14 protein-coding genes are annotated in these 13,854 nt (G+C 74.0%); 10 read left to right on the top strand and 4 right to left on the bottom strand.

Annotated elements, in window-relative coordinates:
* The first annotated feature begins 203 nt into the window (after positions 1-203).
* Complete coding sequence (locus ACLIBK_RS09845; protein WP_415387075.1) at positions 204-752, top strand: NUDIX hydrolase; 549 nt, start codon at positions 204-206, stop codon at positions 750-752.
* A complete protein-coding gene (locus tag ACLIBK_RS09840) occupies positions 749-1,231 on the top strand; it encodes a hypothetical protein (RefSeq protein ID WP_415387074.1) in 483 nt (160 codons plus the stop codon). Before ACLIBK_RS09845 ends, ACLIBK_RS09840 begins: the two co-directional genes overlap by 4 nt.
* Positions 1,232-1,581: 350 nt before the next feature.
* Here the strand turns inward: ACLIBK_RS09840 and ftsY are convergent, their stop codons facing one another.
* Positions 1,582-2,469: a signal recognition particle-docking protein FtsY gene (gene ftsY, locus ACLIBK_RS09835; protein ID WP_415387079.1), complete on the bottom strand. Its 888-nt coding sequence runs from the start codon at positions 2,467-2,469 to the stop codon at positions 1,582-1,584.
* Between the two features lie 812 nt (positions 2,470-3,281).
* Entirely contained in the window at positions 3,282-4,103 is an 822-nt protein-coding gene (gene dapF / locus ACLIBK_RS09830; protein ID WP_415387078.1) for a diaminopimelate epimerase, read from the bottom strand.
* 355 nt (positions 4,104-4,458) lie between these two features.
* Between dapF and ACLIBK_RS09825 the strand changes: the two genes are divergently transcribed.
* On the top strand, positions 4,459-5,250 hold the full coding sequence (locus tag ACLIBK_RS09825) for a hypothetical protein (RefSeq protein WP_415387073.1): 792 nt from the start codon (positions 4,459-4,461) through the stop codon (positions 5,248-5,250).
* A gap of 193 nt (positions 5,251-5,443) precedes the next feature.
* Positions 5,444-5,773 carry an AbrB/MazE/SpoVT family DNA-binding domain-containing protein gene (locus ACLIBK_RS09820; RefSeq protein ID WP_415387072.1) on the top strand — a complete coding sequence of 110 codons (330 nt, stop codon included), beginning with the start codon at positions 5,444-5,446 and terminating at the stop codon, positions 5,771-5,773.
* Here the strand turns inward: ACLIBK_RS09820 and ACLIBK_RS09815 are convergent.
* Positions 5,688-6,434, bottom strand: coding sequence for a DUF4336 domain-containing protein (locus ACLIBK_RS09815; protein ID WP_415387071.1), 747 nt, complete (start codon positions 6,432-6,434; stop codon positions 5,688-5,690). The genes ACLIBK_RS09820 and ACLIBK_RS09815 overlap by 86 nt on opposite strands.
* Before the next feature lie 437 nt (positions 6,435-6,871).
* Here ACLIBK_RS09815 and ACLIBK_RS09810 point away from each other — a divergent pair, with 437 nt between their 5' ends.
* The 6 genes from ACLIBK_RS09810 (at position 6,872) to pheT (ending at position 12,034) form a co-directional block, all read left to right on the top strand.
* Positions 6,872-7,150 (top strand): DUF6516 family protein, encoded by a 279-nt coding sequence (locus ACLIBK_RS09810; RefSeq protein WP_415387070.1) that lies wholly within the window; start codon positions 6,872-6,874, stop codon positions 7,148-7,150.
* Positions 7,147-7,497, top strand: coding sequence for a MarR family transcriptional regulator (locus ACLIBK_RS09805; RefSeq protein ID WP_415387069.1), 351 nt, complete (start codon positions 7,147-7,149; stop codon positions 7,495-7,497). The genes ACLIBK_RS09810 and ACLIBK_RS09805 overlap by 4 nt, the downstream gene beginning before the upstream one ends.
* Positions 7,498-7,731: 234 nt before the next feature.
* Positions 7,732-7,938 (top strand): 50S ribosomal protein L35, encoded by a 207-nt coding sequence (rpmI, locus tag ACLIBK_RS09800; protein ID WP_415387068.1) that lies wholly within the window; start codon positions 7,732-7,734, stop codon positions 7,936-7,938.
* A gap of 12 nt (positions 7,939-7,950) precedes the next feature.
* A complete protein-coding gene (gene rplT, locus ACLIBK_RS09795) occupies positions 7,951-8,328 on the top strand; it encodes a 50S ribosomal protein L20 (RefSeq protein ID WP_415387067.1) in 378 nt (125 codons plus the stop codon).
* A gap of 111 nt (positions 8,329-8,439) precedes the next feature.
* Complete coding sequence (pheS, locus tag ACLIBK_RS09790; RefSeq protein WP_415387066.1) at positions 8,440-9,525, top strand: phenylalanine--tRNA ligase subunit alpha; 1,086 nt, start codon at positions 8,440-8,442, stop codon at positions 9,523-9,525.
* A 7-nt stretch (positions 9,526-9,532) separates the two neighbouring features.
* Positions 9,533-12,034: a phenylalanine--tRNA ligase subunit beta gene (gene pheT / locus ACLIBK_RS09785; protein ID WP_415387065.1), complete on the top strand. Its 2,502-nt coding sequence runs from the start codon at positions 9,533-9,535 to the stop codon at positions 12,032-12,034.
* Positions 12,035-12,070: 36 nt separating this feature from the next.
* On the opposite strand, the gene ACLIBK_RS09780 is transcribed toward pheT, so the two are convergent.
* Complete coding sequence (locus ACLIBK_RS09780; protein ID WP_415387064.1) at positions 12,071-13,756, bottom strand: di-heme-cytochrome C peroxidase; 1,686 nt, start codon at positions 13,754-13,756, stop codon at positions 12,071-12,073.
* Positions 13,757-13,854: the final 98 nt, after the last annotated feature.

The following is a 13,854-nucleotide window of genomic DNA, read 5'->3' as shown; positions in this document are numbered from 1 at the left end:
CGCCGCCTCGTCCGTGACTACGAGCGCCTCCCCGAAACCCTCGCGGGCCTGCATCTCGTCGCCTTCGCCTGCCTCATGCTCAAGAACCTCCTCAACCTGGAGCAGGTCCACAACAGCCTCTAGGCCGTGGCTGGCGGAACGGGGAGGACCCGGGGCGCAGGCCCGGGCTTGCGCCGGGCGGCGCGCTGCCGCATTCCCGTGCCATGGCGCAGCGCTTCGAGCACGTCCGGCACCCCGGGGATGAGCGGGACCGGCTGACCTGCCTCGATTGCGGCTTCATCGCCTACGAGAATCCCAAGGTGGTGGTGGGCGCGGTGGTGGAGCTGGACGGCGGCCTGCTGCTGTGCCGCCGCGCCATCGAGCCGCGCGCCAACTTCTGGACCATTCCCGCCGGCTACATGGAACTGGGCGAAACCGCGGCCGAGGGTGCCGCCCGCGAAGCCTGGGAAGAAGCCCAGGTGCGGATCGCGATCGACGGGGTTCTCGCGGTTTATTCCATTGCGCGGATCGGGCAGGTGCAGATCATCTTCCGGGCGCGGCTGGCCGAGCCCGGATTCGCGGCCGGGCCGGAAAGCCTGGAGGTCCGCCGCTTCGCCTGGGAGGATGTGCCATGGGACGAACTGGCGTTTCCCTCGGTCCACTGGGCCCTGCGGGCCTGGCACCGGACGCGGCTGGGTCCCCTGCCCGCGGCCGAGCAGAACCCCGAGGAGGATGCCCGGGGCATGCGGGGCCTCGGCGGCGGGGCGGAATGACGCGGCTGCTGGGCGCCTTCGCCGCCCTGGCGCTGCTGTCGGCCCTCTCGGCCTTCCCCGCCGCGGCACAGGAGGCTGCCGCGCCGGCCGTCCGCGCCCCGGCGGAAGCCCAGGCCCCCGGCGAATCCGCGCGCCCCGCCCCGGCCCGCCGCCGCCCCGCGCAGCGCCGGCCGCGCCGCGCCAGCCGTCCCCCCGTCCGCGAAGCGACGCCCGAGCCGCTGCCGCCGGCGGTGGTCACCGCCCCCGCCCCGGTGCAGCGCGGCGAGCGGGCGCCGATGCCCAACCGCGACCTGGAAATGCCGCGCACGGCGGGTTCCGATGACGGGCGCACCACCTTCTCGCCCAGCCTGATCCAGCCGCGGGAAACGCCCGGCGGCGGCGGCGGCACGCTGGGGCCGGACGACCTCGCCCGGCGCGGCGACCGGCTGTTCCGCGAACCCGCCGCGGGCGGCACGCTGCGGGTGCCATTCGCCTACTGATACGGCGGGGGGAGGTGCCCCGTTTCTGCGGTCAGGGGCGGTGCCGGTGGCCCGGGAGGGAGAAGGTGTTCTCCCTCCCGTAACCCTCCCTCATCCTTTTTCGTTCGCTGCCGGCGGCCGCTGATACGCGGGACGCCTTGGCGCCCAGGACCGTCGCGCGCGGGGCCGCCGTCGCCGGACGGCCGAGCCTTCCGGCGCGCCCCACCTCGCGACCGAGACCGCGGCAGCGTCCCGAAAGAAGATGAGCGGGAGGGTTCGGGAGGGGGAGAACTCCTTCTCCCTTTCCCGAGAACGCCGCCAACGCCCGCACGCCGAATCTACGGGCTGCCCGTGCGCAGCGGGCCGGAGCGCTAGGCCAGCCCCACCAGGGACCGGGCGAAGTCGCGCGGGTCGAAGGGGCGCAGGTCGGCGGCCTTCTCGCCGACGCCCACGGCGTGCACGGGCAGGCCGAACTCCTGCGCCAGCGCCACCACCACGCCGCCCTTGGCGGAACCGTCCAGCTTGGTGACCACCAGGCCGGACACCTCCACCATCTCGCGGAACACCTTGACCTGCTGGATGGCGTTCTGGCCGGTGGTGGCATCCAGCACCAGCACCACGGCGTGCGGCACCGCCGGGTCCTTCTTGCGGAGCACGCGGATGATCTTGCGCAGCTCCTCCATCAGCCCGGCCTTGTTGTGCAGCCGGCCGGCGGTGTCCACCAGCAGCACGTCCATGCCCTCGGCCGTGGCGCGGGCCAGGGCCTCGAAGGCCAGGCCGGCGGCGTCGGCGCCGGGCTTGGCCGGCACCACCACGGGGGCGCCGGTGCGGTCGCCCCAGACCTGCAGCTGTTCCACCGCCGCGGCGCGGAAGGTGTCGCCGGCGGCCAGCATCACGCGCTTGCCCTCGCCGCCCCACTGCTCCGCCAGCTTGGCGATGGTGGTGGTCTTGCCGGTGCCGTTGACGCCGACCATCAGAACCACGCAGGGGCCGGACGCGGCCGCCGGCACCAGCGGCTGCGCCACGGGGGCGAGGATGGCGGTGATCTCCTCGGCCAGGGCGGTCTTCACCTCCTCGTCGGACACTTCCTTGCCGAAGCGGGTGCGGCGGAAGCCGTCCACGATGCGGCGGGACGCGGCGACGCCGAGGTCGGCGGTGATCAGGGTTTCCTCCAGCTCCTCCAGCGCCGCCTCGTCCAGCGGGCGCTTGGTGAAGAGGCCGGACAGGTTCTCCGTCAGCCGCTGGGTGGAGCGCTGCAGCCCGGCCTTGAGCCGCCCGAAAAAACCGACCCCCGCGGCGGGTGGCGCGGGGGGCGGGGCGGCGCTGGCGGCGGCAGGGGCGGCGGCGAGTGGCGGCCGGTCCGGCGCCACCGGCGGCGGCGCGGCGGGCAGCCCCGCGGCGGGTGCCGGTCGCGGGGGCGCGGCAACAGGGGGCGAGACGGTGGTGCGCGCCGCGGGCGGGGCGAGCAGTTCCAGGTCGGGTACCGTGACCACCGGTGGGGCCGGGATCGGCGCCGGGGACGCCGGGATGGCGGAGGCGGCGGGAAGCGTCGCCGCCGTTCCCGGGCCTAGCGGCGCCGCCAGGATGGCCGCCGTGGCCGGAACCGGGGGCGGCGCTTCCGGGCTGAGGGTGTTGCCCGAAAAGCCGGCCGCCCCCGCGCCGGGCGGCGCGGGAAAGGTGCCGCCGCGGGCGATGGGGGCGTTCAGCGCCTCGTAGGCCGGCGGGTCGCTGATCGGGGCGGGGGTGCCGGGCTCCTCGGCCGGGGGGTCCTCCGGGGCATCCGGGGGCGGTTCGACCGGGGGTTCGTCATCCGGCGGGATGGGGATGGGATGCGGCGGTTCCTGCACCGGCGGCGGCTCGGGCACCGGGTCGCCCAGCCTCGGGGCGTCCAGCAGGTCGCCGGGCTCGGGCTCGGACAGGCGGGCCAGCAGCTCGGCTTCCACCTCCGGCGGCAGCACCAGCAGGTCCGCGTCCGGGGCCGCGGGCACCAGGTCGGGGTTGGGCGCCGGGGTGGCGGGCCGGGGGGTCTCCTCGGCCTCGTTGCGGCCCGTCAGGCGGCCCCAGAAATCCTTCAGCGCCATGCGATCTGCTCGTTCTCCGGGAGGTCCAGCGTGCCGGTGAAGGCCGTGGCGACGGGACCGGTCATCAGCACCTCCCCGTCCTCGCGCCAGTGGATGGCCAGGTCGCCGCCGGGCAGCGACACGGTGGCGGCGCGGGCGGCGAGGCCGCGGCGATGGGCGTTCACCAGCGCGGCGCAGGCGCCGGTGCCGCAGGCCAGGGTCAGGCCGGCGCCGCGCTCCCACACCACCAGGCGGAGGTGGTCGGGGGCCAGCACCTGCGCGAAGCCGATATTGGCGCGCTCGGGGAACCAGGGGTCGTGTTCGCCCAGGGGGCCGAGGGTGGCGGCATCCACCGCGTCCAGCTCGGGGACGAAGAAGGTGGCGTGCGGGTTGCCCATGGAACAGGCCGCCGGGTCCCGCAGCGGCCCGAGGGCGAAGGGCAGGTGCAGCGTGTCGGCCTCGCGTGCCAGCGGCACCTCCGCCCAGCCGAGCCGCGCGGGACCCATGCCGACGCGGACGCGGCCATCGGGCAGGGCTTCCGCGCGCAGGTCGCCGGCTATCGTGCGGATGGTGGCGCGGGGGCGGCCGCTCTCGCGCATCAGCAGGTCGGCGACGCAGCGGGTGGCGTTGCCGCAGGCGCCGGATTCCGAGCCGTCGGGGTTGCGGATGCGCATAAAGGCGTCGGCGCCGTCCGGCCCGGGCTCGATCACGATCAGCTGGTCGCAGCCGACGCCGCGGCGGCGGTCAGCGATGGCGGCGGCGCGCGCGGGGGACAGCGGCAGGGCGGTGGGGCGCGCGTCCAGCACGACGAAGTCGTTGCCGGCGCCGTGCATCTTGCGGAACGGTACGATCACGCCGCGGATATAGGGGGGCGCGGGCCGCGCCGGAACCCGCCCCCCCCGGAACGGGGCGCCTGTCGGCCGTGCTGCGCCGCTCCGGGAAGGGTACCGGTGGCTCCGGGTGGCGTCGGCCTCCGGGCCTTTCGCGCAGGGCGCCATCCGGCGGGCCGTGGCGGGCGCCCGGCTCGGGGCCCCGGGCCGGGCGCCGTGGCGTGCCCGCGAAAACGGCGCGCGTGGGGTGCGCGGCGTCAATGCGGGCTTCACGGCCGGGCGAAATGGGCTATGCCCCGCCCGTTCGCGCCGCCGCGGCGGTGCGGGAAACGCCCAGCCAGCCGCGATGGGAGAACGGATGAGCCTGCGAACCGCCTCGCGCTGCCCCTCGGGTGGTGCCGTCCCCTTCCTGCCGGGCTGGCGGGCCGTCCGGGTGTTCGGGGCGCTGTTGTTGCTGGCCGGCTGCAGTTCCAACTACTCCCCCGACACCTATGCCACCCGGGCACTGCAGCAGGCCAACAAGGTGGAGCAGGGCGTGGTCGCCGGGGTGCGCCCGGTGCTGATCGCGGCCGACGGCAGCACCGGCGCCACCACCGGCGCGGCGGCAGGGGCCATCGTGGGGTCGCAAACGCCGGGCTCCGGACTGACCTCGGCCATTGCGGGGGTGGGCGGCGGGCTGATCGGCGGGCTGGTGGGCACGGCGGCGGAGCGCGCGGCCGGGGACACCACGGGCTTCGAGTACATCGTGCGCAAGCCCAATGGCGAGCTGCTGTCGGTGACGCAGCGCGACGCCCGGCCGCTGGCCATCGGGCAGAAGGTGCTGGTGATCACCGGTAACCAGGCGCGCGTGGTGGCGGACTACACCACGGCGGGCGACCCGGCCCTGGCCGGGGCGGCGACGCCGGGTGCCGCCGCGGGCCTGCCGGGTGACGCCGCGGCAGGCGTTGCCGGCGGCACGGCCGCGCCGGGTGCCGCGGCCACGCTGCCGGGCGGGGCTTCCGCGCCGGGCGGCACGGCCGGGGCGAGCCCGCCGGCCGGCAATGCCGTGCCGGTGCCGCCCGCCGTGGCCACGGAGCCGCTGACCCCGCCAGCGGCTGCCCCGGCCGCGGTGCCGGCGGCCCCGGCGCGAACGGAGGAAGTGTCCACCTGACGGGCGGCCCCGGGCCGATGGCGGCGGGTTCGCCTTACTTCCTTACTTTCCGCCGGGCTTCCGCGATGGTGGGGTGGCGCAGGGATATTTTCCTAGCATATTCCGCGTCCCACCGGCAAGATCCGCGTCGCGGCAGGGCATGAGTTCCTATTTCGTGCCCAAATGGCCGCTTTTTGTCACGGAGGCCGGTTTCATGACACGTCGGGTGCACGCGGTTCGAATGAACGCCCAGGGGCGCATGGTGGTGCCGGCAGCGCTGCGCGCCGCGCTGGGGCTGCAGGGGGGCGGGCAGATCCTGCTCTTCGTGCGGGACGGCGAGCTGCGCGGGCGCAACCGGGCGGAATCGCTGGGGCAGATCCGGGCGCAGGTCGCCGCCTCCTCGCCGGAGAACCTGGGCATGCTGGACGAGATCCTGGCGCAGCTGGCCGGGCCACCGGTCAGCGCCCGGGCACGGGCAGCAGCCAGCGCAGGGAACGGCGGAGCTGCGCCGTCGCGTCCCGCTCGAAGGGCAGGCCGTGGGTGAACAGCACCCGCTCGGGCGACCAGGACAGGATGTGGGCGGCGGCGCGGCGGGCGGGGGCGCCGCCGGCGCGCACCACGGCGCGCAGGTAGATCGGGGCGCGGCCATCCGGGGCGGTGGCGCCGGCCAGACGCAGGGCGAGGCGTTCGGCCCAGGGCAGCTTCTGCGGTTCCAGGTTCAGCACGAGGTCGGTGAGGATGACCGTGCGGCTGGGGCGGTGGTGAAAGGCGACTTCGTGGAAGCCGAGGCCGCCGGGCACCACCACCTGCTCGAAGGCGTCGCCCCAGCTCTCGGGCGGGGTGTTGCCGAGGTCACGGTCCAGGCGCAGCCCGGAGCGTCGCACCTGCCGGCGCTCGCGCAACCCGGGGGCGGACCAGGTCAGGGCATCCGGATAGGCGGACTGCCATTCGCGCAGCAGGGTCCAGTGCGCGATGTTGGGCGCCACGAGGTGGCGCACGGGGCCGAGGCGGTTCAGCTCGGCGCGCAGCGGCACGGTGCAGGGGGTGGGGGAGTGCAGCCAGAGCGCGCCGCCGGGGAGGCGCGCCACGGTCATGCGGATCGGCAGGGTGGGGCCGAGGCCGTGGTGCAGGATGCTGTCCACGATCCAGAGGTCGGGGGCGACGGGCTTGAGCGTGTCCAGCGGCGGGTAGGAGGGGTTGGTCATGCTGCATTACCTCCGGGCGCGGCGTTTCGGGCGGGGCCGGGCCGTTCCCTGCCCCAACGCCGGCGGGGCTGGGTCGGCAGCATCCGGGGTGGTGGGGGTGAACACGTCCCGGTGGGGGATGCGGGGGCGTGGCGCGGGTCGTTTGGGGATGCAGGAGACGCCGCGGGCCGGTGCGGGAAGTGGCGCGGGTCGATGGGGTGCATGGCCCCTTGATGCGCCATGGGCCGGAGGTGCCGGGCGGCGCGGTCAGGGCAGCTGGGACGCGGGCTTGACTGGGTGGTGGGGCCCGGAGTTCCGGGGCTGGTGCTGTTCGCGATGCCGTTGATGGCGCGGGGGCAACGGTGGAGGGGGGAGGACACAGCATCGGTGGAAGCCGCTTATTATGGCGCTTGACGCCATAACGATGGCGACACAGCTTCATCTGCGTGAAGGCCGAGTTGCTGATCCGCGACCGCAGGGTGTTCGACGATGGTGCGATCCTGGAGGTTGTTGTGTGGCGAGTACCGGTGGCGGTTCCGCCCAGCACGCATGGGCTGAAATATCGGCTCGTCTATGTGCGGGATGGGGAACGGCTGGCCGGGTACGACAACGAGCGGGGCAAGGGCAATCATCGTCACCTCGGCGGACGCGAGGAAGACTACGGCTTCACCTCGCTATCGCAGTTGCTCAATGATTTCGAGGCGGATGTGGTGGCACTGCGGGGGGAACCGATTTGAGCAGGCTGGATATCCACGTCGGCGGGTCCTTTGCCGACACCAAGCGCCGGGTGCTGGACGCCGTAGAGCGGGCCGAGCGCGGGGAAGCCGGAGCGGCGGAGAACCACATCTCCTTCGAGAGCTGGGAAGCCCTGACCGCTGTGATGACGCCGCGGCGGTTCGAGTTGCTGCGGCACGTCCACCGGCACCCGGAGGTGAGCGTGGCGGCGCTCTCGCGGGCGCTGGGCCGGGACTACAAGCGGGTGCACGAGGATGTGGAGGCGCTGGTGGCGGCGGGGCTGCTGGACCGGCCGGATGGCGGGGTGCGGGCGCCGTTCGGGGAGATCGGCGTGCTGGTGGCGCTGTGAGCGGCGGCCACACCGCGCCTCCCTGACCAGGGGGCATCCTGTTTGGAACAAGGGTGTCCCCCTTGCCCCCGCCCCCCTCCCCCGCTATACGCCGCCGCTCTCTCCGCGCGACCGGGCCGTGTTGGGCTGCCCGGCCGCGGAAGCGCACCCCCGCCACGCTGGTGTGGTTCGGGCCCTTCCCTTCCGGGGGGTGGGCCGGTTCGGGGCGCGTGCGATGGCCCGAGGAGGTCCGAAATGCCCAAGATGAAGACGAAGTCTTCTGCCAAGAAGCGCTTCAAGATCACGGCCACGGGCAAGGTCCTGGCCGGCCCCGGCAAGAAGCGGCACAACCTGTCCGCCCGGCCGCAGAAGGCCAAGCGGCAGAACCGCGGGTCTCAGGTGCTGCGCCACCAGGACGCGGTGACCGTGATGCAGTGGCTGCCCTACGGGCTGGATCGGTAAGGGAGACCCGCCATGGCACGTGTCAAGCGCGGCGTCACCAAGCACGCCCGTCACAAGAAGGTCCTCAAGCTCGCCAAGGGCTATGTCGGCCGGAGTTCCACCGCCTACCGGCCCGCGCTCGAGCGGGTCGAGAAGGCGCTGCAGTACGCCTACCGCGACCGGCGCAACAAGAAGCGCGAGTTCCGCGGCCTGTGGATCCAGCGCATCAACGCGGCCTGCCGCGAGCATGGGCTGACCTATTCCCGCTTCATCGCCGGCATCAAGGCGGCGGGGATCGAGATGGACCGCAAGGTGATGGCCACCATCGCCTTCGACGACGCCGCCTCCTTCGGCGCCCTGGTCGAGAAGGCCAAGGCGTCCCTGCCCGCGGCCGAACCCGCCGCGACCTGAACGCCTGATCACGGGGTTTTTGGGGGCCGCCTTCGCCATAACAGGCGAAGCGCGGCCCTTTCTTGTTTCGGGCTGCCCGCAGCCCGCGCTTCTTCGGGAAATGGGAACGGGATGTCCGACGATCTCGACGCGATCCGCGCCAGCACGGAGGCCGCGGTGGCGGCCGCTTCCGACCTGCGCGGTCTGGACGCCGTGCGGGTGGGCGCGCTGGGCAAGAGCGGCACGCTGACGGCGCTGCTCAAGGGGCTGGGCGCCGTGGCGCCCGAGGAGCGCAAGGCGCGCGGCGCCGCGGTGAACGCGGTGAAGCAGGCGGTGGAGCGGGCGCTGGAGGAACGGCGCGGCGCGCTGGAAGCGGCGGCGCTGGATGCGCGGCTGCTGGCGGAGCGGCTGGACGTGTCGCTGCCGGCGCGGCCGCACCCGCCGGCGGGGGCCGAGAGCGGCGCGATCCACCCGATCGCGCGTACAGTAGAGGAGCTGACGGCGATCTTCGGCGCCATGGGCTTCACCGTGGCCGAGGGGCCGGACATCGAGAGCGACTGGTACAACTTCAACGCGCTCAACATCCCCGCGCACCATCCGGCGCGGCAGGACCAGGACACCTTCTATCTGCCGCCGGCGCACGGCGCGGGGTTCGAAACGGTGCTGCGCACGCACACCTCGCCGGTGCAGGCGCGGACCATGCTGGCGGGGGACCCGCCGATCCGGGTGATCGTGCCGGGGCGCACCTATCGCGCCGACCACGACGCGACGCATTCGCCGATGTTCCACCAGGTCGAGGGGCTGGTGCTGGACCGGCAGATCACGCTGGGCCACCTGAAGGGCTGCCTGATCGACTTCCTGCGCGTGTTCTTCAACATCGCCGACCTGCCGGTGCGCTTCCGGGCCAGCTACTTCCCCTTCACCGAGCCCTCGATGGAGGTGGATATCGGCTGGGACCGCAGGACCGGCGAGCTGGGGCGCGGGTCCGACTGGCTGGAGATCCTGGGCTCCGGGATGGTGCACCCGAAGGTGCTGGCCAATTGCGGCATCGACCCGCAGGAATGGCAGGGCTTCGCCTTCGGGATGGGGATCGAGCGGATCACCATGCTCAAGCACGGCATCCCCGACCTGCGCCCCTTCTACGAGAGCGACGTGCGCTGGCTGCGGCACTACGGCGCGCCGGCTCTCGCCCCCTTCACGCTGCACGACGCGGGCTGACGGCATCATGAAGTTTACGCTTTCCTGGCTGCGCGAGCACCTCGACACCGACGCCCCGCTGGAGCGCATCACCGCGGCGCTGAACGCGATCGGGCTGGAGGTGGAGGAGGTGGCCGACCGTGCCGCCGTGCTCGCGCCCTTCCGCATCGCGCATGTGATCGAGGCCGTGCAGCACCCCAATGCCGACCGGCTGCGCGCCTGCCGCGTGGACACCGGCAGCGGCGTCATCTCCGTGGTCTGCGGCGCGCCCAATGCGCGCACGGGGATGAAGGCAGTGCTGGGCCTGCCGGGCGCCTTCGTGCCGGGCACGGGCATCACACTTAAGGTCGGCGAGATCCGCGGCGTGAAGAGCGAGGGCATGCTCTGCTCCGGCCGCGAGCTGGGGCTAAACGACGACCACGAGGGCATCCTGGACCTGCCGGCGGACGCGCCGGTAGGCGAGCCCTACGCGGTCTGGGCCGGGCTGGACGACCCGGTGATCGAGATCGCCGTGACGCCCAACCGTGGCGATGCGCTGAGCATCCGCGGGATCGCGCGCGACCTGGCGGCGGCGGGGCTAGGCACGCTGCGGCCGCAGGGTCGCTTCGGCCAGGAGCCAGTGGCGGGTGGCCTTCCGTCGCCGCTGCGCTGGGAAGTGGAGCGGGCGGAGGACTGCCCCTGGGTTCTCGGGCGCGCGGTGCGGGGTGTGCGCAACGGGCCGTCGCCGAAGTGGCTGCAGGAGCGGCTGCTGGCGATCGGGCTGCGGCCGATCTCGGCGCTGGTGGACGTGACGAATTTCTTCACGCACGACCTCGGGCGGCCGCTGCACGTCTTCGACATCGGCAAGGTGCGCGGCGACGTCCTGACGATCCGCCGCGGGCAGGAGGGCGAGAGCTTCGCCGCGCTGAACGGCAAGTCGGTGACGCCGGGGGCGGAGGACATCGTGATCGCCGATGCCGCGGGGGTGGAGAGCCTCGCGGGCATCGTGGGCGGCGAACACACGGGCTGCGACGAGAACACCACGGATGTGTTCATCGAGTGCGCGCTGTTCGACGCGGTGCGGATCGCGCTGAGCGGCCGGCGGCACGGCATCCATTCCGACGCGCGGGCGCGCAACGAGCGCGGGCTGGACCCGTCGCTGCTGCCGGGCGGGCTGGAAGCTGCGACGCGCATGATCCAGGAGCTGTGCGGCGGCGAGGCGAGCGCGGTGGTGTCCGCAGGCGCCGAACCGGCCTGGCAGCGCGACGCCACGCTGCGCTTCCGGCGCATCGCCGAGCTGGGCGGGTCGAGCATCGGCGCGGAGGAAGCGGTGGCCTCGCTGGAGAAGCTGGGCTTCGCGGTGCGGGCGCGGGACGCGGAGAGCGTGACGGTGGCGGTACCGCCCTGGCGCAACGACGTGGCCTCGGCGGGTTCCGCGTACCGGGCGGGCGGGGCGGATCTGGACCAGTTCGCCGGGCTGCCGCCGGAGCGCGCGGGGATCGCGGCGGCCGGCGTGGACGCGGTGGAAGCCGAGTGCGACCTGCTGGAGGAGGTGCTGCGGCTGCCCGGGCTGGACGCGGTGCCGCCGGTGTCGCTGCCGGTGGGCTCGCCGGTGCCGCGGCCGGCGCTGGTGCCGGCGCAGTCGCGTGCCGGGCTGGCGCGGCGGGTGCTGGCCTCGCGCGGGACGCTGGACTGCGTGCATTTCGGCTTCCTCGCGCACGAGGCGGCGGTGCTGTTCGGCGGCACCTCGGAGGCGCTGCGGCTGCTGAACCCGATCGCCTCCGACCTCGACCAGATGCGGCCGACGCCGGTGGCCTCGCTGGTGCTGGCGGCCGGGCGCAACGCGGCGCGCGGCTTCGCGGACGTGGCGCTGAGCGAGGTGGGCGGGGGCTACAGCGACCCCTCCCCCACGGGCCAGGCGGCGGTGGCGGCGTCGCTGCGCGCCGGGCACACGCCGCGGCACTGGGCGGAGCCGGCGCGGCCGGTGGACGCGCTGGACGCCAAGGGCGACGCGGTGGCGGTGCTGACGGCGCTCGGCGCGCCGCTGGCGGGGGTGACGGTGACGGCGGATGCGCCGGGCTACTACCACCCCGGGCGGTCCGGCGTGCTGCGGCAGGGGCCGAAGCTGGTGCTGGCGCAGTTCGGCGAGATCCACCCGCGGGTGCTGGCGGCGCTGGACATCGCCGGGCCCGTGGTGGCCTGCGAGGTGTTCCTGGACGCGATCGCGGAGCCGAAGCGCAAGCGCAAGGCGGCGCCGGAGCTTTCCGCCTTCCAGCCGGTGCGGCGCGACTTCGCCTTCCTGGTGGATGCCGCCGTGCCGGCCGAGGCGGTGCTGCGCGCCGCGCGCGGGGCGGAGCGCAACCTGATCGCGGAGGTGTCGCTGTTCGACCGCTACGCCGGTGACCGCCTGCCGGAAGGCAAGGTGTCGCTGGCGATCGAGGTGGTGCTGCAGCCGCGCGAGCGGACGCTGACGGAGGCCGAGATCGAGGCCGCCGCCAACAAGGTGGTGGCGGCCGTGTCCAAGGCGACCGGGGCCACGCTGCGGGGGTGATCCCTCTGCGCGCGCTCCCGGAAGGGCGCGCGCGGGTCAGAGGGTCTTGAGGTACTCCACCAGTTCCCAGCGCTGGTCCTCCGTCAGCGCCGGGCCGATGGTGCCGTTGCCCGGCAGGCCGTCGCGGAACTCGTGGCCGCGGTTGCTGTTGCCGGGGATCGCGGTGTCGAAGCGGAAGCCGCCGTCGAAGGGCGCGGTGCTGAAGCCGACCGCGCGCGGGTCGAACTGGCGGCTGCCGGTGAAGAAGGCGGCGTCGCGGCGTTCGGCCGGCAGCAGCATCTGATACAGGCTCGGCACCGAGCCGTTGTGCAGATAGGGCGCGGTGGCCCAGATGCCGTTCAGCGGCCGGGCGCGATAGGCCGCGGGGGCGCGCCAGTCGTTGGTGCGATAGCCGTCCATCTCCGCCCGTTGCCCGGGCGGTACCCCGGCGGCCTCGTACCAGCGCTGCGCGACGCGGGTGGTGACCTCGCGCAGGCCCTCGGCCGCGGAGACCTGCGCTTCGCCGCCGGGCGGGAAGAAGGCGCGGCGTTCAGCGAAGTTCCGCGCGGCTTTCGGGTCGGTGCCGATGCGGGCCAGGGGCACCATGGTAATCTGCCGGTAGCGCCGCCCGGCCGCGTCAGGGGCGGTCCAGCCGCCATCGTGGCAGCCGGCGCAAAGCCGCGCGTAATGCGCCTTGCCGCGCTCCGCCATCGCCGCGTCGATCGGGCCGAGCACGGCCTGCGGCCAGGGCGGGGAGCGCAGCCCCTCTCCCGGCGCGGGACCGGCCAGCTGGCGCTCCATGGCGTGGATGGTGTCGGGGCGGACGGTGGAGGCGTAGAGGCTCTCGGGCGGGCCGGAAAGCTTGGTGACGGAGCGCACGCCCATGGCCTCGGCCAGGTTGCGCCCCATCGGCTGGCGAATGGCGCCGTTGTACTGCACCCAGTCGAACCAGGGCGCGTCCCAGAGCGCGGGATAGCTCACCGGCCCGTCCGCCACGGCCAGGTTGCGGGTGTCGCCGGTCTGGGTGGCGAAAACGAAGTTGCCGCCGCGGCCCAGCGCGTCCAGGCGGCCGAAGCCTTCCTCCACGGGGTAGAGGGCGCCGCGGGCCGCCAGCCCACGCTCCGTGCGGCCGGCGGCCAGGGCGGCGTTCAGGCGCTCCCGCAGGGCGGCGCGGGTTTCGGGCGTGTCGTTGCCGGTCAGGACGCGGGCGGCGAAGCGGTTAAAGCGCGGCTCGGATTCCGCGGTCAGCAGGATGGCGGCGCCCAGCATGTCCTGGAAGGCGCCGGTATCCGTCATGGCCGGGCCGCCGTCGATCCGCAGGGCGCGGCCACCGAACTCCACCTGCCCGGTGTGGCAGGCGGCGCAGGTGAGGCCGACCACCGCCTCGGGCGGGGCGTTCAGCTGGCCGTCCACGGGGAAGCTGTCGCGGGCGAAGCCGACCGGCAGCCCGTCCGGGTTGTCGGGGGAAACCGGGTCGGGAAGGAAGCCGAAGCGCGCGAGGTAGTCCGGCGCGGCGAAGCGCTCCACGGCGACGAGGCTGGGGCGCGGCTGTTCCAGCGCCAGAAACCAGCTGGCCGGCAGCAGGCGGGTACCCTGGGAGGCGTGGTAGAACCAGCGGCGCTGCGCCTCGGTCCAGTTCTGGTCGAGCGTGGTGACGCTGTTGGGCGGGGTGTAGTCCGGCAGCTCGGCACAGCCGAAGCCGGCGGCGAGCAGCACTGCCGCGATGACCGCCTGTGTTCTCACGCCCGAACTCTCCCCTCGCCGGTTTTGCGGACGGGGGAAGGTTAGGCGACCACGCCGCCGTTTTGTATCGGAAAAAGAATGATCGAGGCGCGGTGATC

Origin of the sequence: Roseomonas sp. BN140053, from assembly GCF_047690175.1 — a bacterium.
Classification (GTDB): domain Bacteria; phylum Pseudomonadota; class Alphaproteobacteria; order Acetobacterales; family Acetobacteraceae; genus Roseomonas.
The sequence above is the reverse complement of the archived record's forward strand: the minus strand, read 5'-3'. Positions and strand labels throughout refer to the sequence as shown.

Excerpts from the sequence above, each read along its gene's own strand:
- ACLIBK_RS09845 (WP_415387075.1), top strand. The coding sequence starts at position 204 with ATGGCGCAGCGCTTCGAGCACGTCCGGCACCCCGGGGATGAGCGGGAC.
- ACLIBK_RS09840 (WP_415387074.1), top strand. The coding sequence starts at position 749 with ATGACGCGGCTGCTGGGCGCCTTCGCCGCCCTGGCGCTGCTGTCGGCC.
- dapF (WP_415387078.1), bottom strand. The coding sequence starts at position 4,103 with ATGCACGGCGCCGGCAACGACTTCGTCGTGCTGGACGCGCGCCCCACC.
- ACLIBK_RS09825 (WP_415387073.1), top strand. The coding sequence starts at position 4,459 with ATGAGCCTGCGAACCGCCTCGCGCTGCCCCTCGGGTGGTGCCGTCCCC.
- ACLIBK_RS09820 (WP_415387072.1), top strand. The coding sequence starts at position 5,444 with ATGACACGTCGGGTGCACGCGGTTCGAATGAACGCCCAGGGGCGCATG.
- ACLIBK_RS09815 (WP_415387071.1), bottom strand. The coding sequence starts at position 6,434 with ATGACCAACCCCTCCTACCCGCCGCTGGACACGCTCAAGCCCGTCGCC.
- rpmI (WP_415387068.1), top strand. The coding sequence starts at position 7,732 with ATGCCCAAGATGAAGACGAAGTCTTCTGCCAAGAAGCGCTTCAAGATC.
- rplT (WP_415387067.1), top strand. The coding sequence starts at position 7,951 with ATGGCACGTGTCAAGCGCGGCGTCACCAAGCACGCCCGTCACAAGAAG.
- pheS (WP_415387066.1), top strand. The coding sequence starts at position 8,440 with ATGTCCGACGATCTCGACGCGATCCGCGCCAGCACGGAGGCCGCGGTG.
- pheT (WP_415387065.1), top strand. The coding sequence starts at position 9,533 with ATGAAGTTTACGCTTTCCTGGCTGCGCGAGCACCTCGACACCGACGCC.